The 23,996-nt window shown below is 63.8% G+C and carries 23 protein-coding genes; 8 read left to right on the top strand and 15 right to left on the bottom strand.

The annotated features are described in order from the left end of the window. Nucleotides 1–142: 142 nt before the first annotated feature. Nucleotides 143–625, top strand: a complete 483-nt coding sequence (locus tag ACJRW5_RS19770) for a UPF0158 family protein (protein WP_484572199.1) — start codon at nucleotides 143–145, stop codon at nucleotides 623–625. Nucleotides 626–778: 153 nt separating this feature from the next. On the opposite strand, the gene ACJRW5_RS19765 is transcribed toward ACJRW5_RS19770, so the two are convergent. Next, a complete protein-coding gene (locus ACJRW5_RS19765; RefSeq protein ID WP_484572292.1) occupies nucleotides 779–2,134 on the bottom strand; it encodes an MFS transporter in 1,356 nt (451 codons plus the stop codon). 119 nt (nucleotides 2,135–2,253) lie between these two features. Here ACJRW5_RS19765 and ACJRW5_RS19760 point away from each other — a divergent pair, with 119 nt between their 5' ends. Then, entirely contained in the window at nucleotides 2,254–3,144 is an 891-nt protein-coding gene (locus ACJRW5_RS19760) for a LysR family transcriptional regulator (protein ID WP_484572198.1), read from the top strand. A gap of 92 nt (nucleotides 3,145–3,236) precedes the next feature. Here ACJRW5_RS19760 and ACJRW5_RS19755 read toward each other — a convergent pair whose 3' ends face one another. Then, nucleotides 3,237–3,560 carry a thioredoxin family protein gene (locus ACJRW5_RS19755; RefSeq protein WP_484572197.1) on the bottom strand — a complete coding sequence of 108 codons (324 nt, stop codon included), beginning with the start codon at nucleotides 3,558–3,560 and terminating at the stop codon, nucleotides 3,237–3,239. A 120-nt stretch (nucleotides 3,561–3,680) separates the two neighbouring features. On the opposite strand from ACJRW5_RS19755, the gene ACJRW5_RS19750 reads away from it, so the two are divergent. Then, nucleotides 3,681–4,253, top strand: a complete 573-nt coding sequence (locus tag ACJRW5_RS19750; protein WP_484572196.1) for a xanthine phosphoribosyltransferase — start codon at nucleotides 3,681–3,683, stop codon at nucleotides 4,251–4,253. Here ACJRW5_RS19750 and ACJRW5_RS19745 read toward each other — a convergent pair. The 6 genes from ACJRW5_RS19745 to dadA form a co-directional block, all read right to left on the bottom strand. After that, entirely contained in the window at nucleotides 4,250–6,406 is a 2,157-nt protein-coding gene (locus ACJRW5_RS19745) for an acetyl-CoA hydrolase/transferase C-terminal domain-containing protein (protein WP_484572195.1), read from the bottom strand. The genes ACJRW5_RS19750 and ACJRW5_RS19745 overlap by 4 nt on opposite strands. Before the next feature lie 125 nt (nucleotides 6,407–6,531). Next, on the bottom strand, nucleotides 6,532–6,954 hold the full coding sequence (locus ACJRW5_RS19740; RefSeq protein WP_484572194.1) for a c-type cytochrome: 423 nt from the start codon (nucleotides 6,952–6,954) through the stop codon (nucleotides 6,532–6,534). A 113-nt stretch (nucleotides 6,955–7,067) separates the two neighbouring features. Beyond that, nucleotides 7,068–7,616, bottom strand: coding sequence for a cupin domain-containing protein (locus ACJRW5_RS19735; RefSeq protein ID WP_484572193.1), 549 nt, complete (start codon nucleotides 7,614–7,616; stop codon nucleotides 7,068–7,070). A gap of 102 nt (nucleotides 7,617–7,718) precedes the next feature. Beyond that, nucleotides 7,719–8,792 (bottom strand): alanine racemase, encoded by a 1,074-nt coding sequence (gene alr, locus ACJRW5_RS19730; protein WP_484572192.1) that lies wholly within the window; start codon nucleotides 8,790–8,792, stop codon nucleotides 7,719–7,721. 250 nt (nucleotides 8,793–9,042) lie between these two features. After that, nucleotides 9,043–9,390, bottom strand: a complete 348-nt coding sequence (locus ACJRW5_RS19725) for a RidA family protein (RefSeq protein ID WP_484572191.1) — start codon at nucleotides 9,388–9,390, stop codon at nucleotides 9,043–9,045. 39 nt (nucleotides 9,391–9,429) lie between these two features. Then, on the bottom strand, nucleotides 9,430–10,728 hold the full coding sequence (gene dadA / locus ACJRW5_RS19720; protein WP_484572190.1) for a D-amino acid dehydrogenase: 1,299 nt from the start codon (nucleotides 10,726–10,728) through the stop codon (nucleotides 9,430–9,432). Nucleotides 10,729–10,885: 157 nt separating this feature from the next. Between dadA and dadR the strand changes: the two genes are divergently transcribed. Beyond that, nucleotides 10,886–11,374: a transcriptional regulator DadR gene (gene dadR / locus ACJRW5_RS19715; RefSeq protein ID WP_255840439.1), complete on the top strand. Its 489-nt coding sequence runs from the start codon at nucleotides 10,886–10,888 to the stop codon at nucleotides 11,372–11,374. Nucleotides 11,375–11,448: 74 nt separating this feature from the next. Here dadR and ACJRW5_RS19710 read toward each other — a convergent pair whose 3' ends face one another. Continuing rightward, nucleotides 11,449–11,802 (bottom strand): YkgJ family cysteine cluster protein, encoded by a 354-nt coding sequence (locus tag ACJRW5_RS19710; RefSeq protein ID WP_484572189.1) that lies wholly within the window; start codon nucleotides 11,800–11,802, stop codon nucleotides 11,449–11,451. Nucleotides 11,803–12,055: 253 nt separating this feature from the next. Here ACJRW5_RS19710 and ACJRW5_RS19705 point away from each other — a divergent pair, with 253 nt between their 5' ends. Then, nucleotides 12,056–13,369, top strand: a complete 1,314-nt coding sequence (locus ACJRW5_RS19705; protein ID WP_484572188.1) for an NAD(P)/FAD-dependent oxidoreductase — start codon at nucleotides 12,056–12,058, stop codon at nucleotides 13,367–13,369. 373 nt (nucleotides 13,370–13,742) lie between these two features. On the opposite strand, the gene ACJRW5_RS19700 is transcribed toward ACJRW5_RS19705, so the two are convergent. After that, nucleotides 13,743–13,967, bottom strand: coding sequence for a DUF1127 domain-containing protein (locus ACJRW5_RS19700; RefSeq protein WP_484572187.1), 225 nt, complete (start codon nucleotides 13,965–13,967; stop codon nucleotides 13,743–13,745). A 181-nt stretch (nucleotides 13,968–14,148) separates the two neighbouring features. Here ACJRW5_RS19700 and ACJRW5_RS19695 point away from each other — a divergent pair, with 181 nt between their 5' ends. Both ACJRW5_RS19695 and ACJRW5_RS19690 read left to right on the top strand, forming a co-directional pair. After that, nucleotides 14,149–15,573 (top strand): aminotransferase-like domain-containing protein, encoded by a 1,425-nt coding sequence (locus ACJRW5_RS19695; RefSeq protein ID WP_484572186.1) that lies wholly within the window; start codon nucleotides 14,149–14,151, stop codon nucleotides 15,571–15,573. Between the two features lie 57 nt (nucleotides 15,574–15,630). Beyond that, complete coding sequence (locus ACJRW5_RS19690) at nucleotides 15,631–17,163, top strand: phospholipase D-like domain-containing protein (protein ID WP_484572185.1); 1,533 nt, start codon at nucleotides 15,631–15,633, stop codon at nucleotides 17,161–17,163. On the opposite strand, the gene ACJRW5_RS19685 is transcribed toward ACJRW5_RS19690, so the two are convergent. Continuing rightward, nucleotides 17,160–18,311: an MFS transporter gene (locus ACJRW5_RS19685; protein WP_484572184.1), complete on the bottom strand. Its 1,152-nt coding sequence runs from the start codon at nucleotides 18,309–18,311 to the stop codon at nucleotides 17,160–17,162. The genes ACJRW5_RS19690 and ACJRW5_RS19685 overlap by 4 nt on opposite strands. Nucleotides 18,312–18,585: 274 nt before the next feature. Continuing rightward, nucleotides 18,586–20,079, bottom strand: a complete 1,494-nt coding sequence (locus tag ACJRW5_RS19680) for an aldehyde dehydrogenase (protein ID WP_484572183.1) — start codon at nucleotides 20,077–20,079, stop codon at nucleotides 18,586–18,588. A gap of 256 nt (nucleotides 20,080–20,335) precedes the next feature. Here ACJRW5_RS19680 and ACJRW5_RS19675 point away from each other — a divergent pair, with 256 nt between their 5' ends. Further along, nucleotides 20,336–20,695, top strand: a complete 360-nt coding sequence (locus ACJRW5_RS19675; protein WP_484572182.1) for a cupin domain-containing protein — start codon at nucleotides 20,336–20,338, stop codon at nucleotides 20,693–20,695. Between the two features lie 167 nt (nucleotides 20,696–20,862). Here ACJRW5_RS19675 and ACJRW5_RS19670 read toward each other — a convergent pair whose 3' ends face one another. The 3 genes from ACJRW5_RS19670 to gabT form a co-directional block, all read right to left on the bottom strand. Beyond that, nucleotides 20,863–22,002: an MFS transporter gene (locus ACJRW5_RS19670; RefSeq protein WP_484572181.1), complete on the bottom strand. Its 1,140-nt coding sequence runs from the start codon at nucleotides 22,000–22,002 to the stop codon at nucleotides 20,863–20,865. Next, nucleotides 21,999–22,526, bottom strand: a complete 528-nt coding sequence (locus tag ACJRW5_RS19665) for a TetR/AcrR family transcriptional regulator (protein WP_484572180.1) — start codon at nucleotides 22,524–22,526, stop codon at nucleotides 21,999–22,001. Before ACJRW5_RS19665 ends, ACJRW5_RS19670 begins: the two co-directional genes overlap by 4 nt. 125 nt (nucleotides 22,527–22,651) lie before the next feature. Next, on the bottom strand, nucleotides 22,652–23,932 hold the full coding sequence (gene gabT, locus ACJRW5_RS19660; RefSeq protein ID WP_484572179.1) for a 4-aminobutyrate--2-oxoglutarate transaminase: 1,281 nt from the start codon (nucleotides 23,930–23,932) through the stop codon (nucleotides 22,652–22,654). Nucleotides 23,933–23,996 lie beyond the last annotated feature (64 nt).

Raw genomic sequence — 23,996 nt, 5'->3', positions numbered from 1 at the left:
GGCTTCCTGGCTTCGGTTCTGGCTCCGACTCCGCACTGCGGAGCCCGACCCGCGACGTGACCTGCAGCCCTGCTAACGGCGGCACCCGCGCCGCCTTTGCCAGTCAGAAGAAAACACCGTTCAGATAAAAGGGGCCGTAACCATGCGCACATTCACGCTCGACATCGATGCCCTGGCGCAACTGATCAACGCCCGCGAACAGCTGGAGCACTGGCTGGATATGGACAGCGGCGAGGTCCTTGCCCTGTCGCCCGAGGAGCACGACCGCGAACAGCGCCAGCAGATCGAACTCGCCCCCGAGCGCTACAGCCAGATTCCCAACCTCGATGTGCCGCAACGGCTGGCGTTGCGCGAGTCCTTCCTGTTCACACTCGACGACCCGCACGCCCATCCGCTGCTCAGCGCGGCACTGACCGGACGCAAGCCACTGCGCGCCTTCGACTACGAGATCGACGCCTTCTCCACGGTGCGCGAACAATGGCAGGCCTATGAGCGCAAGCAATTGCGCGAATATGCCCTGAACTGGCTCTACGAACTGGGCCTGGAACCGGCACCGGACAGGCCACCGCTCGATACCCGTGGGATTCCCAAGGATATTCTGCGCCGGCTGAACAAGAGCGCCTGAGCCGGCGACCGGTCCGATGGTTTGAGCGAAGCGATACCCCTCAAGAAACAAGTGGCACATCACCCTGATGGGTATCGTTACTGCGCTTCTCCTCCCATCCTGCGAGCATGTACCGCCCTCGCTCGCGGGATCAAGAACAGGCTTTGAGTACTCCTACAGCTGAGGCTGACAGGCAGGTAGCGCCTGCGGTTTACCCAACCCGGCCGCCAGCAGCACACCAAGCAGCGCCACCCACGCGCTGCACCACAGCGCCCGATTCAGCCCCTCGACCGGATCACTGCTGGCGCTGGCCACGCTGACCAGTACTGCCAGGCCCAGCGCTGCGCCAATCTGCTGCACGGTGGAAGCCATGCCCGAAGCGACGCCCTGCTGCCCGGCCGCAATGCCCTGGCCAGCGCACACCCACATGGCCGTCCAGGTAATACCCTGGCCGATGCTCAGCAAGGCGATGGCGGGCAGCAGTTGCAGGTAGCCGTCCAGCTGAGTCAACCCGTAGGTTTGCCAGGCGATCCCCAGGCTGCCGGCCAGCAGACCGATCACCAATGTCGCGCGTACCCCCAGACGCGCCAGCAAAGGCTCAGCCAGGGCAATGCCCAGGGTGCAGATGAACGTGGCAGGCAGAAACGCCAGACCGGTCTGCAGCACACTGAAGCCATACACCTGCTGGAAGTAGAGGGCCAGAAAGTAGTACTGCACCCCGAAGCTGCTCATGAATACGGCGGTGATCAGCATCGCCAGCCACAGGCTGCGCTGACGCAGCAGGCCAAGCTGCATCAGCGGATCCCGAGTGGTCTGTTCGATACGCACGAACACCAGCAAGAGCAACAAGGCCAGCGCCAGCACCGCGATCACTTCGAGCGATGCCCAACCCCATTGCGGCCCCTGAATAAAGCCCAACACCAACAGGCTGCCGCCTAGAGTGACCGTGAGCGCGCCGGGCAGATCGAAGCGCCGACCGTGCCCCAGCACCGCATCGACGCTGATCCAGCGCCCGGCACCCCAGGCACAGGCGGCGGCCAGCGGTACGTTGACCAGAAATACCGCCTCCCAACCGAACCACTGGGTCAGCACACCACCCAGCAATACGCCCAAGGCCAGACCGGCCGCCGAGGCGGCACTCCAGATCGCCAGCGCGCGATTGCGCGCCGGGCCCTCGGCGAAGTTTCCGTTGATCAGCGCCAGGGTTGCCGGAAACAGCATCGCCGCACCGATACCCTGCACCGCTCGCGCCAACACCAATAACAGCGGCGAGTCGGTACAACCACCAGCCAGCGAGGCCACGGCAAACAGCATCTGGCCGATACGATACATCCGCCGCCGGCCGAGCAGGTCGGCGCAACGCCCGCCCAACAGCAGAAAACCGCCAAAGGCCACGCTGTAGGCGCTGATCACCCATTGCAATTGCTGGGCGGAGAACGCCAGTTCGGCACCGATAGTCGGCAATGCAACAAATAGAATGGTGGCATCCAGAGCAATGATCAGTTGCGCACAGGCCAGTAGCGCCAGCATCAGGCGCGGGTGAGAAACAGGCATGGGACAGTCATGAAGACATAAACGGATCAGCAGTTTTACCCATGCCAAAACGCATGATAAATAGGGTTTCCGTCGTTTCAATGATGACAAAAATCATGGACCTGAATGCCGTACAGCTGCTGTTGAAGGTCGCCGATCTGCGCAGTTTCACCCTTGCCGCCAGCGCCACCGGCATGACCCAGTCCGGACTGTCGCGTGCCATCGCTCGCCTGGAGCGGCAACTGGGCACTCGATTGCTCAACCGCAATACCCGCAGCGTCAGCCTGACACCGGATGGCATGCTGCTACGCGATCAATGCGCGCCTTTGCTGTGTGGGCTGGAGGATGCCGAACGCGCCCTGCTCGACCGCCGCTGCGAACCTAGCGGCACACTGCGCCTGACCGCACCCTCGGCGTTCGGCCGTATCGTGCTGCTGCCGCTGCTGGGCGAGCTAAGCCAGCGTTATCCACAACTGTATATCGAGAGCACCCTGAGTGACCGGGTTGTGGATATCGTCGAAGATGGTTTCGACCTGGCGGTGCGCACCGGTCGCATCGAGGCGCCTGGGATGATCGCCCGACCACTGCGCGCCACCCGCTGGACCTGCGTGGCCACCCCTGGTTATCTGACCCGTCGTGGCATGCCACACACTCTGGAAGACCTGACACAACATGACTGCCTGGCCGTGCGTAACCCACGGGACGGCCGCCTGGTAGCCTGGCAGTTTCAGGATCGCGGCAAAGCAAAGGATGTGGAAGCCAGCGGCCGGCTGATCTTCGACAATGGCGATGCACTGCTGGAAGCCGCACACCTGGGCCTGGGCATCGCCCAGTTGATGGACTTCGCGGTCGCTGACGCGATCGCCGATGGCCGCCTGGTCGAACTGCTGCAGCCCTATGCTGGCCGGCAACGGGAAATCTCCATCGTCTACCCGCCGTCACGCCAGCGTTCGCCACGGCTGAGCGCTTTTGCCGACGCGTTGTTCGAGCGCTGGGGCCGGGAGTAAGGCTTGCCGTAGCATCATCCTAGGCGCGGTGGATAGACTAGGAGCGCGGCCATAGCGCAATCTTTCAAGTGCACCTGCTACGGCGCAGATGTCTACCTGGCGGTAACGTCTCCGAGCGCCTGGACGATCTCGCCGGTCGCCACTGGCCGTACCCATCTGGCCAACTCACGGCCGTCACGACAGAAGATCAGCGTCGGCCACAGCCTGACCTGAAAGCTGCGCCCCAGGCGCTTGCCGGCGCCATCTTCGATGCGCAGATGGCGTATGCCTGGGCTTTGCTGGAGCGCCGAAGCAATCAACGGCTGGGCTCGCTGACAATGTCCGCACGTTTCGGCGCCGAACTCGAGCAACGTGGCGCCTGGCAGGGCATCCACCTCGGCACGCGTCAGTGCCGCCCTGCTGCATTGCTCACTCATGGCCGCCCTCTGCTGTTACCTGATTATTCTGACCACTGCGGCCGCCTGACGCTCACACTACAACTACGCGGCGTTTTGAGCGAAAATACGCGGCTTTCCGCTCAGCCCAGAGGATAGGCCGTGGAGTCGCTGAAACAGAAAATTCGCGAGGAAGGCATCGTTCTGTCGGAACAGGTGCTGAAGGTCGACGCCTTTCTCAATCACCAGATCGACCCGCAACTGATGAAGCAGGTTGGCCATGAGTTCGCCGAGCGCTTCAAGGGCCAGGGCATCACCAAGATCGTCACCATCGAGGCCTCGGGCATCGCCCCGGCGGTGATGGCCGGCCTCGAGCTGGGCATTCCGGTGATTTTCGCGCGCAAGTTCCAGTCGCTGACCCTGAAGGACGACCTGCTGATCTCCAAGGTGTTCTCCTTCACCAAACAGACCGAAAGCACCATCGCCATCTCTGCCCGTCACCTGACTGCGGCCGACAACGTGCTGGTGATTGACGACTTCCTCGCCAACGGCCACGCTGCCAAGGCTCTGATCGACCTGATCCAGCAGGCTGGTGCCCAGGTCGCCGGCATCGGCATCGTCATCGAGAAGTCCTTCCAGGAAGGCCGCAAGCTTCTGCAGAGCGAAGGCTATCGCGTCGAGTCGCTGGCCCGCGTCGCCGCGCTGGAGAATGGCCAGGTGCGTTTCGTCGACTAAGCCGAACGCTGAGCCCTCTCGGCCGCATCGGTAGCCTGCAAGCCCGCCAACAGCAGACGCTGGTAGAGGGCCTCGCGCACCCCATTCGGCGCCTCCAGGCTCATGCGCCGCAGGTGCTCGGGGTAGGCTGCAGGCTCGGGGGCATCCAGCGTCGCCTTGCCCAGCGCCAGGATCTCGTTCAGACGCAGCTTGCGCTTGAGCCAGTTCAGGGCGCGCAGCAAATCCTCTTCCACGGCGCTGAAGTCGCTGCCCAGCGGGTACTCGGCAAACAGCGCCCCGTGCGCCTCACGCAGCGCCTCGAGACGCTCGGGCAGATTGCTGGTGAAACGTGCGTCCAGACGAAAATCCTCGGGCAGTTTGCCTGCCTGTTTTGCCTGGGCGATCAGTTGCGGCTGAAAGCGTGAGTCACTGATCTTCAGCAGCGCTTCGATCACCTGGGCATCGGTCTTGCCGCGCAGGTCGGCGATGCCGTACTCGGTCACCACCATGTCGCGCAGGTGCCGGGGGATGGTGGCATGGCCGTATTCCCAGACGATGTTCGAGCTGAGCTCGCCATCCGACTCACGCCAGCTGCGCAGCAGCAGGATCGAGCGTGCATCCTCCAGCGCATGGGCCTGGGCGACGAAGTTGTACTGCCCGCCCACACCGCTGAGCACGCGGCCATCTTCCAACTGATCGGCGACGCCGGCGCCGAGCAACGTCATGGTGAACACCGTGTTGATGAAGCGCGCATCGCGGCGCTGCAGACGCTTCAACTCCTCCTGACCATACAGCTCGTTGATGTAGCGGATGCCGGTCATGGCGAAGCGCTGCCGCGCAGCGCCGTCCAGCTCACGCAAACGCTGGTAGAAACTGCGTGGCCCGAGAAAGAAACCACCGTGCAGCACCACGCCAGAGCCGGCACCGCCGAGGTAGGGCTGCAACTGCTTGCGAACCAGTGCATCGCCCAGGTCCGCCGCCACGCGGCAGCCATCGGGCAAGAGTAAATCCCCCTCCTGCCAACGCACACCGCCGTGCACCAGGCCGCTGTCGCGTAGCCAGTCGACGTGCTCTGCGCTCAGCCGCTCAGGCAACCCGGCATCGAGCAGCGCCTTGGCGTCGAGCAGACGGCCCTGCTCATCCAACCCGCCACTGTCGGCCAGGCGCTGCAGACGCAAGTCGGGGTAGACCTGGCGCCGCAACAGACCGGAGTCCGCCAACGCCAGCAGGCCGTTGACGAACATCTCGCTACAGCCATACAGCCCCTTCTCCAACGGTTGCAGGCCGCCATTGGCGGCGATCTGCTGCGCCCAGGCGTCATCGCCACCGAGCGCCTGCAGCAGCGCGCGGTAGCCGGCGTTGTCGTCCTGCCGAGCCATCAATGCCGCTGCCAGGGCATCGCCCATCGCGCCGATGCCAATCTGCAAGGTGCCGCCATCGCGCACCAGCGCACTGGCCAGCAGGCCAATGCAGTGATCCTGCAGCGACACCGGCATGTTCGGCGTCGAGAACAGCGCGGTACGCTCATCCTCGACGATATGAACGTCGAACCTATCGCGCGTCACCTCGGCGTCGCCCGCCATGTAGGGCAGATCGCTATGCACCTGAGCCACGCTGATTACCGTCTCGCCAGCGGCGCGGCGCTGATCCAGCAACGGCAGCAGATCGAGCGTCACATCCGGGTTGCAGCTCAAGCTGAAGCGTTCGCTCTGCCCTGCCTCGGCGGCAACGAGCTGCGCTACCACATTCAGCCCCTTGGCGTTGAGGTCACGGGCGACGTGGCTGTAGTTGCTGCTGATGTAGTCCTGCTGCGCCGGCTCGCATTCGAGCAGACTGCCTGGCTGGAAGAAGAACTGCTCGACGCTCACATTTTCCGGCAGGCTGCCGCCGTGCAGGTCGGCGAGAAAGTCCAGCTCGGGATAGTCCGCAAAGACGCGGGCAGCGAAGGGCTCGAGAAACCGTTGCTGCAGCTCCTGACCAGCACGCGGCCGTGCCAGGCACAGCGCGGTGTAGATGGTCAGCTGCCGTTCCGGCAGTTGCCTGACTCGCGCATAGAGTGCGTTGACCCAACGATTGGGCTTGCCCAGCCCCAGCGGCAGACCGAGATGGATGGGCCCGTCGATCTCGCTCAGCACGTGATCGACGGCTTGCTCGAGGCTACAGCGGTGCGGCATCTGGCGCTCCTCACGGCATCCATGGCGAATGCTGCTTGGACTGCAGCGCCACCCGCATGGTTGCATGCGTGCGCCAGAAACGAAAAAACCGCCTTGAAGGCGGTTTTTCGCGGAAGAAGCGAGTCTTACAGACCGGACATCTTCTGGATGGCAGCACGCAGCTCGTCATCCGAGCAATCGGCGCAGGTGCCTTTCGGCGGCATGGCGTTGATGCCAGAAATGGCTTTGGCCAGGATGCCATCGAGGCCGCCCTGATGATCGGCACGTTCTTTCCAGGCGGCAGTGTCACCGATCTTCGGTGCACCCAGCACGCCAGCGCCATGGCAGGCGTTGCAGTGCTTGGCGATGATGTCGTCTGCAGTGCGTGCACCGCCACCGGCGGAAGCCGCTACGGTTTCAACACCTTTGCATTCTTCACCCATGATGCACACTTCGCCTACCGGCTTCAGGCGCTCGGCGATGGCGTCATCGGTCGTGGCCTGAGCAGTCACTGCCCACAGGGCCAATACGGCAGTCGGTACTGCCAGCATTTTCTTCATCAGATTCACGGTACACCCTCTTCGTGGCTAGTCACGCCCGCGGCCACGGTTTCGCGAGCGGGCGACAGTATAACGGCAAGCAGCTCAGGCCGAAACAACCCAGATTGTCGCAGGGTTATTGATCAGAAGTTCGCCGGCGACGTGGCGCTGATCAATCGCGCAGGCTCATCGAACGGGTTGCGGAAGCGATGCGGCTTGCTGCTCTCGAAGTAATAGCTATCACCCGCTTCAAGGACGAACACCTCCTTGCCCACGGTCAACTCCAGCTTGCCTTCGACCAACATGCCGGCCTCTTCACCCTCGTGTGCGTACATTTCGTCGCCGGTGTCCGTGCCCGCCGGGTAGGTTTCATCCAGAAACGCGATGGCGCGGCTGGGGTGCGCCTTGCCGATCAGCTTCATGGTGATGGCGCCACTGCAGATGTCGGTCAGCTCCGATGCCCGGTAGACCACCTGGGTCTGGTTCTCCTGCTCGAGGTCGAGCGAGAAGAACTCCACCAGCGACATCGGAATGCCACTCAGGACCTTCTTCAGCGAGCTGATCGACGGGCTCACGCTGTTCTTCTCGATCATCGAGATGGTGCTGTTGGTGACGCCCGCCCGCTTGGCGAGTTCACGCTGGGAAAGGCCTTTGAGCTTACGAATCGATTGCAGTCGAACGCCGACGTCCAATGCTGGAGTCCCCCTTGGGATTGATGCGGAAAAGTGTCCGTATCATGGCATAGCGTTCGGAATTTACAACACTGGCGTTCGCACTCGCCCACAGCCAGGTTGTCAGGCGCCGAGATAGAGCAGCGGTACCCGGCGCACGTTGCAGAAGAGCTGGTAGGGAATGCTGCCTGCCGCCATCGCCACATCACTGGCCAGCACCTGCTTGCCCCACAGCTCGACGCGGCTGCCCAGGCCGGCCTGCGGCAGATCGGTGAGGTCGACGGTGAGCATGTCCATCGAGACGCGGCCAATCAGACGCGTCAGTTGGCCGTCCACCGCCACCGGCGTGCCGGTTGGCGCATGACGCGGATAGCCGTCGGCATAGCCCATGGCGACCACGCCGACACGCGTCGGGCGTTCGGCGACGAAGCGCGCCCCATAGCCCACCGGCTCACCGGCTGGCAGCTCGCGCACGCTGATGACCTTCGATTCCAGGGTCATCACCGGCTGCAGGCGCGCTGCCTGCTCCTGGGCGAGCTCGAACGGCGTAGCACCATACAGCATGATGCCGGGACGCACCCAGTCGCTCGGCACCTCTGGCCAGCCCAGCACCGCCGGCGAATTGCGCAGGCTGACTTGCGCAACGAGCCCTTCGCGGGCTTGCTCGAAGGCAGCCAACTGCTCGGCGGTACGCGCACATTCCGGCTCGTCGGCACGGGCGAAGTGACTCATGAGCACGATCTTGCTGACCTTGCCGCTGGCCAGCAGGCGGCGGTAGGCGATCTGATAATCGGCCGGATGCAGGCCGACGCGATGCATACCGCTGTCGAGCTTGAGCCAGACGGTCATGGGCTGGCTCAGGCGAGCCTGCTCGATGGCTTCGATCTGCCACTGCGCATGGACCACGCACCACAGATCGTGCTGATCGATCAGGGCAAGCTCGTCTGCTTCGAAGAAGCCTTCGAGCAGCAGAATCGGCGCCCGGATACCGGCATCACGCAATGCCAGCGCTTCTTCGATGCAGGCTACGGCAAAACCATCGGCCTCGCCCTGCAGCGCTTCGGCGCAGCGTACGGCGCCATGCCCGTAGGCATCGGCCTTGACCACGGCAAGGGCACGGGCGCCACTCAGTTCACGGGCCAGGCGGTAGTTATGACGCAGGGCATCGAGGTCGATCAGGGCACGGGCGGGACGCATGGTTCGTTTATCTCTCAATCAGTCGCTGAGGTGACGGTTTTCCGTAGCCGGGATGAAATCCGCAGCCATGCCGACGGAGGCTCCCGAATTGCATCCGGCTACACGCAGGCAAATCGTCATTCAAAAAAAGCCCGGCGGGGGAGCCGGGCGAGAAGCCAACACAAAACATTCCGGGAGATTTCTTTGACGTCGCTTGCGACGGCCCGGAGGATTGCCGCCATGGATGGCAGGCAAGCAAAAGCTTGGAGCCTCAGACAGCGGCCACCACACACATTTCCACCAGCACTTCGGGCTTGTACATCTTCGCCTCGACGCAGGCACGCGCCGGCGCGTGGCCGTCGGCAACCCAGGCGTCGTACTCGGCATTGAGGCCGTCGTAGTCGGCCATGTCCTTGATGAAGATGGTCAGCGAAAGGATCTTGCTCTTGTCGCTGCCACCCTCGGCCAGCATTTTGTCGATGTTGGCCAGGGTCTGACGGGTCTGCTCGCGGATGTCGCCATCGAAGTCGTCAGCCAACTGGCCAGCGAGGTAGAGGGTGCCGTTGTGGATCACCACTTCGCTGTAGCGTTTGGCCACGTGCAGGCGCTGGATCGACATAAAGGTAGAACTCCTTGGATTGCAAAAACGCAGAGGCTATCAGGTACGCAGCGGCTGCGGCGCGCCATGAACTTCAGGCGCCTTGCGCGAGTAACGCGAGATATCCAGGCCGTCGGCGCTGATCTGCGGGCGCTTGTTGGCCATCAGGTCGGCGAGCAGGCGCCCGGAGCCACAGGCCATGGTCCAGCCCAGCGTGCCGTGACCGGTATTGAGGAACAGGTTGCGGTATGCGGTGGCACCGACGATGGGCGTGCCATCCGGGGTCGCCGGACGCAGACCGGTCCAGAAATCGGCACGCTGCAGATCGCCGCCTTCCGGGTACAGATCGGCGGTGATCATCTCCAGGGTTTCGCGACGACGCGGGTTGAGCGACAGGTCGAAGCCGGCGATCTCGGCCATGCCGCCGACGCGGATGCGGTTGTCGAAACGGGTGATGGCGACCTTATAGGTCTCGTCCAGAATGGTCGACTTCGGCGCCATCTCGGCATTGACGATCGGTACGGTCAGCGAATAGCCCTTGAGCGGGTACACCGGCGCACGCACGCCCAGCGGCTTGAGCAATTGCGGGCTATAGCTGCCGAGGGCGAGCACGTAGCGATCAGCGGTCTCCAGCTTGCCGTCGATCCATACACCATTGATGCGGTCACCCACGGCGTCCAGGCGCTGGATGTTCTGACCGAAACGGAACTCGACGCCGAGTGCCTTGGCCATGTCCGCCAGTTTGTGGGTGAACATCTGACAGTCGCCGGTCTGATCGTTGGGCAGGCGCAGGGCACCGGCCAGCTTGTGTTTGACGCCGGCCAGCGCCGGTTCGACGCGAGCGATGGCGTCACGATCGAGCAGTTCGTAAGGCACGCCGGAGGCTTCCAGCACGGCGATGTCCTTGGCCGCGGCATCGACCTGAGCCTGGCTGCGGAACAGCTGGGTGGTACCGAACTGGCGGCCTTCATAGGCGATCCCGGTCTCGGCGCGCAGCTCGTCGAGGCAGTCGCGGCTGTACTCGGACAGACGCACCATGCGCTCCTTGTTCACTGCATAGCGGCTGGCGGTGCAGTTACGCAGCATCTGCGCCATCCACAGGTATTGGTCGACGTCACCAGTGGCCTTGATGGCCAGCGGTGCATGCTTCTGCAGCAGCCATTTGATGGCTTTCAGCGGCACGCCCGGAGCGGCCCAAGGCGAAGCGTAACCGGGGGAGACCTGGCCGGCGTTGGCGAAGCTGGTCTCCAGCGCCGGGCCGTCCTGGCGATCGACCACAACCACCTCGAAGCCCTGACGGGCGAGGTAGTACGCACTGGCGGTACCAATCACACCGCTGCCGAGAACCAGAACACGCATGCTTTTCTCCCCGCCGTACCTTGAGATACGGACGTAACGGACCAGAGTTGTCGATGGGCGCAGTATAGGAAGAGCCGCGCAGTGCTTTTCACCATATACACAGCTATATTTGGCGAGAATTCTCGGCAAAAAGCCGTTTTACAGAGGCGGATTCCCCATGAGAACCCAACATCAAAGCCGTCGCGAACTGGACAAGATCGACCGCAACATCCTGCGCATCCTGCAGGAGGACGGACGCATCAGCTTCACCGAACTCGGCGAGCGCGTGGGGCTGTCGACCACGCCCTGCACCGAGCGCGTACGCCGTCTGGAGCGTGAAGGGATCATCATGGGCTACAACGCCCGCCTCAACCCGCAACACCTCAAGGCCAGCCTGCTGGTGTTCGTCGAGATCAGCCTGGACTACAAGTCCGGCGACACCTTCGAGGAATTCCGCCGAGCCGTGCTCAAGCTGCCGCACGTACTGGAATGCCACCTGGTGTCCGGGGACTTCGACTACCTGGTAAAAGCGCGCATCAACGAGATGGCCAGCTACCGCAAACTGCTCGGCGACATCCTGCTCAAGCTGCCGCACGTGCGCGAGTCGAAGAGCTATATCGTCATGGAAGAGGTGAAGGAATCGCTGCAGTTGCCCGTTCCGGAGTGAAGCCGCAATCAGTCTAGGCGACACACAGCTGCATAACCTGGACGACGCGCAGCTCGTCCATCATCTCCATGTACTTACACTAAGCGCTGCCGAGTCGTGGCGATCAGGCGGTGTACCTGCTGCTCCATGGCCGGCTCGATGGGCTGCTCGGGGGCACGTCCATGCGGGCATGGCAGGTTCGGCGTGGTGCCGAACAGGCGGCAGATCAGCGGGCGCTGCTCGTAGACCTCGCAACCGTTCGGCCCCAGATGCACGCAGTTGTACTCGGCCAGCGCCGCGTCGTGTTCGGCAGCGCTTTTCACCGGCAGCCGCGCCAGTTCCTCGGACGAGGCCGTGACCGGGCCGCAGCAATCGTGACAGCCGGGCACGCAGTCGAAGCGCGGGATCTGCCGGCGCAGATAGTCGATCTTGCGGTCGGTGCAACTCATCATTGGCATCCTGAGGCTAAGGCGGCAGTTTACTGCGCCACACAGGCCCGAATGCAATGCGCTCTGCCTTCGCGGCTACGACTGCATGGATGCAGGAGGTAGAGCGAAGAAGGATGCCAGAGCCGAAAGCGCCCTACCTCAATGCCGTGGTGCGGCATGCAGCATGCTTTTTTCTGCTCGCCTCTTGGCGTGAGACGGATCACGCGCTTATCCTGCGTTGAATTTTCCACACACTCAAATCAGGATTTCGCACATGAACGCCCGCGTTCGCCAGCCCGTCCACAGCCCACAGCATGCTGCTTCCTATTACGCTGCCAGCGTCAATCGCAAGCAGGCATACCCGCCCCTGGGTGGCGAGTTGCAGGTGGATGTGTGCATCGTCGGCGGCGGCTTCAGTGGCCTGAACACGGCCATCGAACTGGCGCAGAAGGGCCTCTCGGTGGCCCTGCTGGAAGCGCGCAAGATCGGCTGGGGCGCCAGCGGACGCAATGGCGGACAACTGATTCGCGGCGTCGGCCACGACGTCGAACAGTTCGAGCCGGTAGTCGGCAAGGAAGGCGTGCGCCAGTTCAAGCTGATGGGCCTGGAGGCAGTGGAGATCGTGCGTGAGCGCGTCGCGCGCTTCCAGATCGACTGTGACCTGACCTGGGGCTACTGCGACCTGGCCAACAAACCGGCCCATCTCGACGGCTTCGCCGAGGACAAGGCCGAACTGGAAAGCCTCGGCTATCGCCATGAGCTGCGCCTGATTTCCGCCGAACGCATCCATGAGGTGGTCGGTTCCGACAACTACCATGGCGCGATGATCGACATGGGCTCAGGGCATCTGCACCCGCTCAATCTGGCACTCGGCGAGGCCGCTGCGGCGCAGTCGTTGGGCGTGCAGTTGTTCGAAGAGTCGCCAGTCACGCGTATCGACTATGGCAGCGAAGTGCGTGTGCACACGGCGGGCGGCCAGGTGCGTGCCAAGTATCTGGTATTGGCGTGCAATGCCTATATCAACGGACTCAACCCGGGCCTCAGCGGCAAGGTGCTGCCGGCCGGCAGCTACATCATCGCCACCGAGCCGCTGTCCGAGGAGCAGGCAAGTCAGCTGATCCCGCAGAACATGGCGCTGTGCGACCAACGCGTGACCGTGGACTACTACCGCCTCTCCGCCGACCGCCGCCTGCTGTTCGGCGGCGCCTGCCACTACTCCGGCCGCGACCCGGCGGATATCGCCGGGTATATGCGACCGAAGATGCTCAAGGTGTTTCCGCAACTGGCCGATGTGCGCATCGACTACCAGTGGGGCGGCATGATCGGTATCGGTGCCAACCGCATGCCGCAGATCGGACGCCTCAGTGATCAGCCCAACGTATTCCACGCCCAGGCCTACGCCGGCCACGGGGTCAACGCCACACACCTGGCCGGCAAGCTGCTCGCCGAAGCCATCGCCGGCCAGGCTAGCCAGGGGTTCGATCTGTTCGGCAAGGTGCCACACATGACCTTCCCCGGCGGCAAGCATCTGCGCTCGCAGCTCCTGGCCCTGGGCATGGCCTGGCATCGACTGAAAGAGCTGCTGTAGGCATGATCGCGGCTGAAGCCTAATGCTGATCAGCCAAGGCTCCCCGAGCCGCTCTGCGTAGGAGCCCCGCCCCGGGGCGAAGCTTTTCGAATCCGTGTCGTATCGGTTCGCGGCGGGGCGCCGCTCCTACACATGACCTGCGCTCAACGAAAACCGGAGCCCGCAGGCTCATGCTGATCAGACAAGGCTCGCCAAACCGCTTTGAGTAGGCGCCCCGCCTCGGGGCGAAGCGTTTCGAGTCCGCTTCGTACGGATTCGCGGCGGGGCGCCGCTCCTACAAGTTCCATGCGTTGGGGGCATAGCTAACTGCATTGGCCTGAAGCCGCTCCTGCGGCAGTCGATGTGGCGAACGCGGCCCCGGATTGCATCCGGGCTACAGGCGCCAGAACGGCAGGTTCGCCTCGCGCTCGGCCTGAGCGCGGGTCAGGCCGATGTCACGCAACTGCTGGTCATTGAGTTTGCGCAGCATGCCTCGGGTATTCAGGCGACGCCAGAAGGCCGGCCAGTTGCGCCCGAAGTAGCGCGTCTCATGCGGTTCGGCAGTGCTGCGCACGAGCGTGCTGGCACCGATAAAGTCTGTCTTGCTGAAACTGGTCATCGTCATTCTCCCGTCGTCTTCTGTCATGGGAGATCAGAATGCCGTCGCAAGAAAATACATGACAGATCCAAAGAACTCTTATTAACTCCATACAGATCCCGCAGAAATCCCGCTGAATTGGATTTTTCGCATGAATCTGTACTGGCCAAACCACACAGCCTGAGCATTGCGGATAACTGTCATGACGCTCTATCTGAATCTGGCCCAACTGCTGGGCACACGTATCGAGCAGGGCCTCTACCGCCCCGGTGATCGCCTGCCGTCGGTGCGCAGCCTGAGCCAGGAACACGGCGTCAGCCTCAGCACGGTGCAGCAGGCCTACCGCCATCTGGAGGACATGGGCCTGGCCTCGCCACGTCCGAAGTCCGGTTACTTCGTACCGCTGGAGCGGCAGGTACCAGCGCTGCCGCAGATCAGCCGGGCGGCGCAGCGACCAGTGGAGGTCTCGCAGTGGGACCATGTGCTGGAGCTGATCAGCAGCTCGCCGCAACATGACATATTGCAGCTCGGCCGCGGGCGCCCGGACATCAGCAGCCCGACGCTGAAACCGCTGCTACGCAACCTGTCGCGCCAGGCACGGCGCCAGGACCCGGACATCCTCACCTATGGCGGCATTCGCGGAGACAACCGCCTGCGCGAGCAAATCGCCCGCCTGATGCTCGACTCCGGCTGTCAGGTGGCGGCTGAGGATCTGGTGATCACCACCGGCTGCCACGAAGCCCTGTCGGCCGCGGTACGTGCCATCTGCCAGCCCGGCGATATCGTCGCGGTCGACTCGCCGAGCTTTCATGGCGTGATGCAGGCGCTCAAGGGCTTCGGCATGAAGGCGCTGGAGCTGCCCACCGACCCGCTGAGCGGCATCAACCTGGACGCGCTGGAAATGGCCCTGGAGCAGTGGCCGATCAAGGCCATTCAGCTCACCCCGAACTGCAACAACCCGCTCGGCTACATCATGCCGGAGGCCAACAAACGCGCCCTGGTCGCTCTGGCGCAACGCTTCGACGTGGCCATCATCGAGGATGACGTCTACGCCGAACTGGCCTACAGCTACCCGCGCCCACGCAGCATCAAGTCCTATGACGAAGACGGTCGCGTGCTATTCTGCAGCTCCTTCTCCAAGACCCTGGCGCCGGGCCTGCGGGTCGGCTGGATCGCTCCGGGGCGTTATCTGGAGCAGGTGGTGCACATGAAATATCTGGGCACCGGCAGCACTGCCCAGCTGCCGCAGGTGGCACTGGCCGAGTACCTGCGTGACGGTCATTACGAACCTCACCTGCGCCGTATGCGCGCCCAGTATCTGCGTAGCCGGGACCTGATGGTGGATTGGATAAGCCGCTACTTCCCCGCCGGTACGCGGGTCAGCCGTCCGCAGGGCAGCTTCATGCTGTGGGTGGAGATGCCGCAGGGCTTCGACAGCCAGAAACTCAACCGCGCGCTGCTGCCGCACAAGATCCAGATCGCCCCCGGCAGCATCTTCTCGGCAGCCGGCAAGTACCGCAACTGCATCCGCCTGAACTACGCCGAGCCGCCCAGCGAGGCCATCGAGGCAGCCGTGCGGCAGATCGGCATGACCATCAGCGAACTGCTCAGCGAACTTAGCGGCTGAATCTTTAGCCGCAAACGGGCGTCTGAGGATGACGGACGTTCTTACGCGGAGGCCGGAGTGCGCCACTTCCTGCTGGTAGCCCTGTTGCCGGTACTGACTGCCTGCAGTGGCACCTACCCCATACAGCCCAGCCACGCGCTGTCACCGGCAGCCTCGTCCTTCGGCCAGCAACTTCAGGCCCAGACGGCGCGACACCCGGGACAGTCCGGCTTTCATCTGCTGGCCGCCAGCGACCAGGCCTTCGCCGCTCGCGCCGAGCTGATCCGCGCCGCCCGCAGCAGCCTCGACCTGCAGTACTACATCGTCCATGACGGGCTCAGCACCCGCGCGCTGATCGACGAACTGCTGGCCGCCGCCGACCGCGGCGTGCGCATCCGGATATTGCTGGACGACACCAGCAGCGACGGCCACGACTACCAGATCGCACTGCTCGCCGCACATCACAACGTCCAGGTGCGGGTATTCAACCCCTTGCACCTGGGTCGCGCCACCGGCGTCACCCGCACCCTGGGCCGCGCCCTCAACCTGGGCCGGCAACACCGGCGCATGCACAACAAGCTGTGGCTGGCCGACAGCAGCGCCGCCATCGTCGGCGGCCGCAACCTCGGAGACGAATATTTCGATGCCGAACCCAGCCGCAACTTCACCGACATCGACCTGCTGGCCGTCGGCCCGGTGGCCGAACAGCTGGCGCACAGCTTCGATCAGTACTGGAACAGCGCGCTGAGCAAACCGATCCAACAGTTTCTCTACTGGCCACCGAACGAACGCGACCTGGCCAAGGCTCGTCGGCAGCTGCAGACTTACCTGGACCGGGCACGCGAGCAGCGCCATGAGCTGTATCGCCATTTGCTGGCCTATCGCGAGCAACCACGCCTGCAACAATGGCTTGAAGAACTGACCTGGGCCCCCGCGCAGGCTCTGTGGGACGCACCCGCAAAGGTCCTGGCCGATGGCGAACCGGACCCGCAACTGCTACTGGCCAGTCAGCTGGCGCCCAGGCTAAGCGAACTGCACGAGGAGCTGATCCTGGTCTCCGCCTACTTCGTGCCAGCGGAGAACGGCACGCGCTACCTCACCAACCACGCCGATCGTGGGGTGAGCATTAGCCTGTTGACCAACTCCCTGGATGCCACCGACGTACCGGCCGTGCACGGCGGCTACGCCCCCTACCGTCGCGAACTGCTGGAGCACGGCGTGCGCCTGTTCGAGCTGCGTCGGCAGCCCGGCCGCGACGCCAGTTACAGTTTCAGCGGCACCTCCGAATCAAGCCTGCACAGCAAGGCAATGGTGCTGGACCGCCGCTATGCCTTTATCGGCTCGTTCAATTTCGACCCGCGGTCACTGTTATGGAACACCGAGGTCGGCGTACTGATCGACAGCCCGCAGCTCAGCGAGCAGGTACGAGCCCTGGCGCTGGAAGGCATGCAGCCGGCACTGAGTTACGAGGTGCGCCTGGTCGATGGCGCGCTGCGCTGGCGGGGCGAAGATGATGGCCGCCAGTACGAGCTGCACCGCGAACCCGGCAACGCCTGGCGCCGCTTCAATGCCTGGTTCGCCGAGTTCATCGGTCTGGAGCGGATGCTCTAGGACCGCTCTTCGGCAGGTGTCGCCGAGAGCCCCTCACCGCGCCACGCCAAAGCGACGAACACGGCTGCGCCAGCCGCCATCAACAACGGCAGGGCATGACCGCTGACCCACTGGCTGACGGCGCCAGTGGTCAGCGGCCCGATCAGGCAACCGATGCCCCATAGCTGCGCGACATGGGCGTTGGCCCGCACCAGTTCGTCATCGCGGTAACGCTCGCCGATCAGAATCAGCGACAGGGTGAACAGACCGCCGGCACTGGCGCCGAACGCCACCAGCAGCGGCCAGATCAACGGTGTATGCAGCAGCGCCGGAATCGCCAGGCTGGACACCAGCAACACCAGTCCACAGCAGCGGAACAGCGTCTGCCGCGAGATGCGGTCGGCCAGCCAGCCGATCGGCAACTGCAGTACCGCATCGCCGACCACCACCACGCTGACCATGAACAGCGCCACTTCCTGGGTGAAGCCCTGGCGCAGGCCGTAGACCGGCAACAGGGTCAGCATCATCGCTTCGAACGCGGCGAACAGCATCACCGCCCAGGCAATCGCCGGCATCTTGCGGCAGAACAAAGACAGCCCGCGCCCCGAGGCGCTGTGCTCATCAACGTGCGGGGCACCCGTGCGCCCCAGCAGAATCAGCGAACCACCGACCAGCAAGCCGACGCCAGTCCAGAAACCGCTATCGGTGTCGGTGCCCAGCGCTGTCAGCAGCAGCGGGCCGCTGAGCTGGCTGAGGGCGTAGCCGGTGCCGTACAGGGCGACCAGGCGTCCACGCCATTTTTCCACGGCCAGTTGATTGATCCAGCTCTCACCGAGGATGAACACCACCGTCAGCGCTACACCGATGAACAGGCGCAGAGCGACCCACACCGCGTAACTCTGCACCAGTGCCAGCAGGGCCACCGACACGGCCCCCAGCAGCAGACACGCCTGCATCAGGGTCGTGGTGCCGAAACGCGCGGCCAAGCGCCCCGCCAGCGAGGCGCCGAGCAGCACACCGACGGCCGGTGTCGCGGCCATCACACCAATGGCGAAGGCGTCGTAGCCCCAGCTCTCCAGACGCAGCGAGACCAATGGCATGGTCACGCCCAATGCCAGACCGATGCTGATGACCGCTGAACAAACCGCGAAGTAGGTGCCCCAACGCATTGCCGAGTTCCTTGGTTAATGAGCTGCCCTGTAGCCCGGGTGAAATCCGGGGCAGTCTGCTACGCCGCCCGATCTTGCCCGGATTCCATCCGGACTACCCGCTTGGCTGAGCATCGTCGTTGATCAGGTGAGCGTTGCAAAGACAACGGCCGGGCTCCTCAGGGAGCCCGGCCGCAGATTTCGGGAGCGAGTTAGCCGGCAGTTTCGCTGTCTTCCCAGCCTTTCTCCCATGAATGGGAGGAGAGCCGATTACCTAGAGATCGCCCCGCTGCCCTTACAGCTTGATCCAGGTGGACTTCAGTTCGGTGTACTTGTCGAACGCATGCAGCGACTTGTCGCGACCGTTGCCGGACTGCTTGAAGCCACCGAACGGCGCGGTCATGTCGCCACCATCGTACTGGTTGATCCACACGCTACCGGCGCGCAGTGCCTTGCCCACCAGATGGGCGCGCGACAGGTTGCTGGTCCATACCGCCGCGGCCAGGCCGTAGATAGTGTCGTTGGCGATGGCTACCGCTTCTTCCTGGGTGTCGAAGCCGATCACCGACAACACCGGGCCGAAGATTTCTTCCTTAGCGATACGCATGGCGTTGCTCACGCCGTCGAAGATGGTCGGCTCGACATAGGTACCGCCGGTTTCTTCCATCACCCGGCTCCCGCCAGCCACCAGCTTGGCGCCATCCTCATGGCCGGCCTGGATGTAGGCCAGCACGTTGTTCATCTGCGTGGTGTCGACCAGCGCACCGACGTTGGTCGCCGGGTCCAGCGGGTGGCCTGGTTTCCAGGCCTTGATCGCCTCGACCACCATGGGTACGAACTGGTCCTTGATGGAGTTCTCCACCAACAGACGCGAGCCAGCGGTGCACACCTCGCCCTGGTTGAAAGCGATGGCACTGGCAGCGGACTCAGCAGCAGCCTGCAGGTCCGGCGCGTCGGCGAAGACGATGTTCGGGCTCTTGCCGCCCGCTTCCAGCCAGACGCGCTTCATGTTCGACTCACCGGCGTAGATCATCAGTTGCTTGGCGATCTTGGTCGAGCCGGTGAACACCAGGGTGTCGACATCCATGTGCAGCGCCAGCGCCTTGCCCACGGTGTGACCAAAGCCCGGCAGCACGTTGAACACACCGGCCGGAATACCGGCCTCGATGGCCAGCTGGGCGATACGGATGCCGGTCAGCGGCGATTTTTCGGATGGTTTGAGAATGATCGAGTTGCCGGTGGCCAGCGCCGGGCCGAGCTTCCAGCAGGTCATCAGCAGCGGGAAGTTCCACGGCACGATGGCCGCAACCACACCGACCGGCTCGCGCGTCACCAGACCCAGTTCGTCATGGGCGGTGGCAGCGACTTCGTCGTAGATCTTGTCGATGGCCTCACCGCTCCAGCGGATGGCGTTGGCCGCGCTGCTCACGTCGATGCTCAGCGAGTCGCTGATCGGCTTGCCCATATCGAGGGTTTCCAGCAGCGCCAGCTCCTCGCCATGCGCCTCGAGCAGTTCGGCGAAACGAATCATCACCTTCTTGCGCTTGGCCGGCGCCAGGCGCGACCAGACACCGGAATCGAAGGTGGCACGCGCATTCTCCACCGCCGCGTCGGCGTCAGCCTGATCACAGCTGGCCACCAGGCCGAGCAGGCGGCCGTCGACCGGGCTGATGCACTCGAAGGTCGCACCCGACTGCGCATCGCGGTATTCGCCCTGCACGAAGGCGCGGGTTTCGATGGTCAGGTTCTGAGCGCGCTGTTCCCAGTCGGCACGAGTCAAGCTAGTCATTCCGGCATCCTCATATAGAGTGGAAGTGGCACCCGGCAAAGGCGCGCACTGTCAATAATTCTGCAAGGCCAGTTCGCTGGCCGAATCCTGTGCGCCACACTAAACCACTGGGCTGGGGCTTTTCAATATTTTTGACAAAGACTGGCAAAAGCCCTTGTCATGTTCGTTTTTTTAAACATAGACTGCGGCGACGCGACTTTCGCCGCGGCCTCGCTGGCTGTGTGCGCATCGCCACCGATCACCACGGAAGCGCCAGATGAACATCGAGCAGATCGTCGACTTCGCCCAGGCCGGCACGGCCCCCGAACACTATCGCCCGGCCCCGGAAAAGGTGCTCAAGGGCGATCCCGAACAGAACGTACGCAATCACTACAGCAGCCCCTGCGGCCAGTTCAGCACCGGCATCTGGGAAGGTGCTGTCGGCCAATGGACGGTGAATTACACCGAACACGAGTACTGCGAGATCCTCCAGGGCGTTTCCGTGCTGCGTGATGTCGATGGCAACGCCAGGACCGTGCGCGCCGGCGACCGCTTCGTCATTCCCGCCGGATTCTCCGGCACCTGGGAAGTTCTCGAGCCCTGCCGCAAGGTCTATGTGATCTTCGAGCCCACGTAAGCGCCCCAGTTCCTGTTGCGGGCAACCTTTGGCCTGATGCCGATCAGACAAGGCCCGCCAAGCCACTTTTCGTAGGAGCCCCGTCCCGGGGCGAAACTCTTCGATTCCGCGTCGTACAGGTTCGCGGCGGAGCGCCGCTCCTACACGTTTGGTGTATGCGGCGTTGCTCAGCGAGCAGGTATCACGTCGACGGTGACCGAACGCGAGATGCCCGCTACAAGCGCCAGCAACGCGAACAGCACGACCGCATGCGCCATCGTCAGCCCGCTTGCGACGAACCCGAAAACCGGCGCGCCCAGCGTCTGACCGATGGCGATGCTGAGAAAGGCGATGGTCAGACCGGTGGCCGGACGCCCGGGTAAAGCCGCCACCCCCCACACTAGATAGACCCCGGTCAGCATGATGTATGCCGCACCGAACAGGGCGCCGCCCGCGAGCGTGAGAGCCGGCGAAGCCACCAAGCCGACCAGGCTGATGGCAATCGCCAGCATCGCCAGAAACAGGCGGTGAACCCTGTCCAACCCCAGCCTTGCGATCAGGCTGCCGGCAGCGGCGCCAGCGATGCCGGCCGCGCCGATAACGACCCAGAGCAACCCCGCACCAGCGCTTTCCCATCCCAGACGGAGCGCCACGATCTGACTGCCGAATGACCACAGCGCGGTACTCGCTACCCCCATCAACAGCGAGGCAAAGACCAGGCGCCGCAGCGCCACGTTGAACACAGGTCGTCCCGCCGGATGCCGGCGCTGCAAGCCCGTCGTTCGCGGCACGCAGAAGGCCGTGATTACCGCCACGGCGCAGGCGGCAGCGGCGAAAACCGCGTAAGCCAGGCGCCACTCGGCACCCAGCAGCAGCGCCACCGGACCACAGAGGATCACCCCTGCGCTGGTGCCGGCGTTGATCACCGTATTGGCAGCATCCTGGCGCTCCGGCTGCATGGTGGCCGCCACTGCTGCGGCCATCGGCGGCGATGCCAGGCCGGTGCTCGCCCCCGCTAGCAGCACAGCTGCGGCAAGCCAGGATGCCGAAGGTGCCATGGCAATGCCGGCCATGCCCGCCGCGGCAACCAGAGCCGCGCTGACCGCGACGACTCGGGCACCGACGCGCTCGGTCAACTGCGCGGCAATAACGATGGCGATGCAGTAACCCAGAAAAGAGCCACCGGCAATCAACCCCGCTACCGCCTCCGGCAGAGCCAGGTCTGCATCGATCTGCGGCAGGAACAGGCCAAAGGCGAAACGAGCGAAGCCGTAGCACACGGCGATAAGGCCGAACCCGGCAAACCCGAGGCGTACCCCAGCAGTCATGCTTGCGCCTGCGCGATCAGCAGACTCGCAGCCTTGCGCGCACTCGCCACAGCGCTCACGCCGCGATAGCTGGCGGTAGCGGTCGCACCCTCGAACAGAATCACGACTTGCTCGAGCAACTCATCGGCGACCGGCGCACCGATCTGCTGCGTGATGATCTGCCTGACCTTGTCACTGAAGCTCGCCTTGTGCGCGGCAACGACCTGGGTGATTTCCTCGACTTCGCCAGCGCTTTCACCCTGCGCACGCAGGAACAGACAGCCGCGCGCCCCCTCTTCGTTCATCCAGCTGGCCAGGGCATCGAACAGTGCCTCGACGCTGTCGACCTCGAGGCGCTGCAGGAAGCGCTGGCCACGCGTCATGAGCACGGCGGCAATCAACTCGTTCTTGCTGCCGGCATGCTTGTACAACGTGCGACTGGACATCCCCGCCGCCTTGGCCAGGTGATCCATGCCAGTGGCATTGAAGCCTTGATGGTCGAACAACTGCTCGGCCGCGAAAATCAACTGCGCATCTTTATTCATGGAGCCAAGGTAAAACGATCGGTTTACATCGCCAACCACTACAAAAGAGGCTGGCAAAAAAAGACCCGCATCAAGCGGGTCTCTTCATTACAACGCAACGGCTATCGACGACAGCCCGTTTCAGCTCAGGCCAGCTCGTCGAAACACTCGGCGACGATGGCGATGCCTTTTTCCAGTTGCGCGTCAGGGATGGTGACGGGCATCAGGAAGCGGATGACGTTGTAGTAGGTGCCGCACGACAGCAGGATCAGGCCCTTCTCACGAGCGCGCGCGACGATCTTGCCGACCAGCTCGGCCGCCGGTTTGCTGTGGTCACCGCCTTCGAACAGCTCGATGGCGACCATCGAACCCAGGCCACGCACGTCACCGATCACCTTGTGCTTCTCGGCGATGGTCTTCAGACCTGCTTTGAGCGTCTCGCCCACGGCGTTGGAGCGCGCCAGCAGGTTCTCTTCGTCGAACACCTTGAGCACGGCCAGGGCCGCGGCGCAGGCAATCGGGCTGCCAGCGTAAGTGCCACCCAAGCCACCGGGGGCGATGGTGTCCATGATCTCGGCCTTGCCGCACACGCCGGAGATCGGGAAGCCGCCGCCGACGGACTTGGCGAAGGTGGTCAGATCAGGCACCACACCCAGTTGCTCGGTGGCGAAGAAGGTGCCGGTACGGCCGGCGCCGGTCTGCACTTCGTCAGCGACCAGCAGGATGCCGTGCTGGTCGCACAGGGCGCGCAGGCGCTGCATGAAGGCCGGCGAGTTGACGTAGAAACCGCCCTCGCCCTGCACCGGTTCGATGATGATCGCAGCGATGTCCTGCGGCTGCGCGTCGTTCTTGAAGATGCGCTCGATGCTGGCGATGGACTCGTCCTCGCTGACGCCATGCAGCGGGCACGGTGCCTGGGCGCGGTACACGCCAGCCGGCATCAGGCCCATGCCAGCGGAGTACGGCACCACCTTGCCGGTCAGCGACAGGGTCATCATGGTGCGGCCGTGGTAGGCGCCAGTGAAGGCGATCACGCCGGCGCGGCCAGTGGCGGCACGGGCGATCTTCACCGCGTTCTCGACCGCTTCAGAGCCGGAGGTGACCAGCAGGGTCTTCTTGGCGAAGTCGCCCGGTACGCGCTTGGCGATCTCTTCGCAGAGCTCGATATAGGGCTCGTAGGCCAGCACCTGGAAGCAGGTATGGGTCAGTTTGCCCAACTGCTCTTGGACAGCGGCGACCACTTTCGGGTGCAGGTGACCGGTGTTCAGTACGGCGATGCCGCCGGCGAAGTCGATGTACTCGCGGCCTTCGACGTCCCACACGGTGGCGTTTTCGGCGCGCTCGGCGACGATCGGGTGGATCTGACCGACACCGCGCGGTACAGCGGCCTGGCGGCGTTGCAGCAGGGATTCGTTGGTCTTGCTCATGGTGTCCTCATGGCCGTCATCGGGCGGCTCGGTAAAAGGATGAATGCCCCCGGCGGGTGGTCGG

The organism is Pseudomonas pichavaramensis (assembly GCF_050473265.1).
Taxonomy (GTDB): domain Bacteria; phylum Pseudomonadota; class Gammaproteobacteria; order Pseudomonadales; family Pseudomonadaceae; genus Aquipseudomonas.
The sequence above is the reverse complement of the archived record's forward strand: the minus strand, read 5'-3'. Positions and strand labels throughout refer to the sequence as shown.

Coding starts and splice junctions, on each gene's coding strand:
- ACJRW5_RS19770 (WP_484572199.1), top strand. CDS start 143: ATGCGCACATTCACGCTCGACATCGATGCCCTGGCGCAACTGATCAAC.
- ACJRW5_RS19765 (WP_484572292.1), bottom strand. CDS start 2,134: ATGCTGGCGCTACTGGCCTGTGCGCAACTGATCATTGCTCTGGATGCC.
- ACJRW5_RS19760 (WP_484572198.1), top strand. CDS start 2,254: ATGGACCTGAATGCCGTACAGCTGCTGTTGAAGGTCGCCGATCTGCGC.
- ACJRW5_RS19755 (WP_484572197.1), bottom strand. CDS start 3,560: ATGAGTGAGCAATGCAGCAGGGCGGCACTGACGCGTGCCGAGGTGGAT.
- ACJRW5_RS19745 (WP_484572195.1), bottom strand. CDS start 6,406: ATGCCGCACCGCTGTAGCCTCGAGCAAGCCGTCGATCACGTGCTGAGC.
- alr (WP_484572192.1), bottom strand. CDS start 8,792: ATGCGTCCCGCCCGTGCCCTGATCGACCTCGATGCCCTGCGTCATAAC.
- ACJRW5_RS19725 (WP_484572191.1), bottom strand. CDS start 9,390: ATGTCGATCCAGCGCCTGCACGTGGCCAAACGCTACAGCGAAGTGGTG.
- dadA (WP_484572190.1), bottom strand. CDS start 10,728: ATGCGTGTTCTGGTTCTCGGCAGCGGTGTGATTGGTACCGCCAGTGCG.
- dadR (WP_255840439.1), top strand. CDS start 10,886: ATGAGAACCCAACATCAAAGCCGTCGCGAACTGGACAAGATCGACCGC.
- ACJRW5_RS19710 (WP_484572189.1), bottom strand. CDS start 11,802: ATGAGTTGCACCGACCGCAAGATCGACTATCTGCGCCGGCAGATCCCG.
- ACJRW5_RS19705 (WP_484572188.1), top strand. CDS start 12,056: ATGAACGCCCGCGTTCGCCAGCCCGTCCACAGCCCACAGCATGCTGCT.
- ACJRW5_RS19700 (WP_484572187.1), bottom strand. CDS start 13,967: ATGACCAGTTTCAGCAAGACAGACTTTATCGGTGCCAGCACGCTCGTG.
- ACJRW5_RS19695 (WP_484572186.1), top strand. CDS start 14,149: ATGACGCTCTATCTGAATCTGGCCCAACTGCTGGGCACACGTATCGAG.
- ACJRW5_RS19685 (WP_484572184.1), bottom strand. CDS start 18,311: ATGCGTTGGGGCACCTACTTCGCGGTTTGTTCAGCGGTCATCAGCATC.
- ACJRW5_RS19680 (WP_484572183.1), bottom strand. CDS start 20,079: ATGACTAGCTTGACTCGTGCCGACTGGGAACAGCGCGCTCAGAACCTG.
- ACJRW5_RS19675 (WP_484572182.1), top strand. CDS start 20,336: ATGAACATCGAGCAGATCGTCGACTTCGCCCAGGCCGGCACGGCCCCC.
- ACJRW5_RS19670 (WP_484572181.1), bottom strand. CDS start 22,002: ATGACTGCTGGGGTACGCCTCGGGTTTGCCGGGTTCGGCCTTATCGCC.
- ACJRW5_RS19665 (WP_484572180.1), bottom strand. CDS start 22,526: ATGAATAAAGATGCGCAGTTGATTTTCGCGGCCGAGCAGTTGTTCGAC.
- gabT (WP_484572179.1), bottom strand. CDS start 23,932: ATGAGCAAGACCAACGAATCCCTGCTGCAACGCCGCCAGGCCGCTGTA.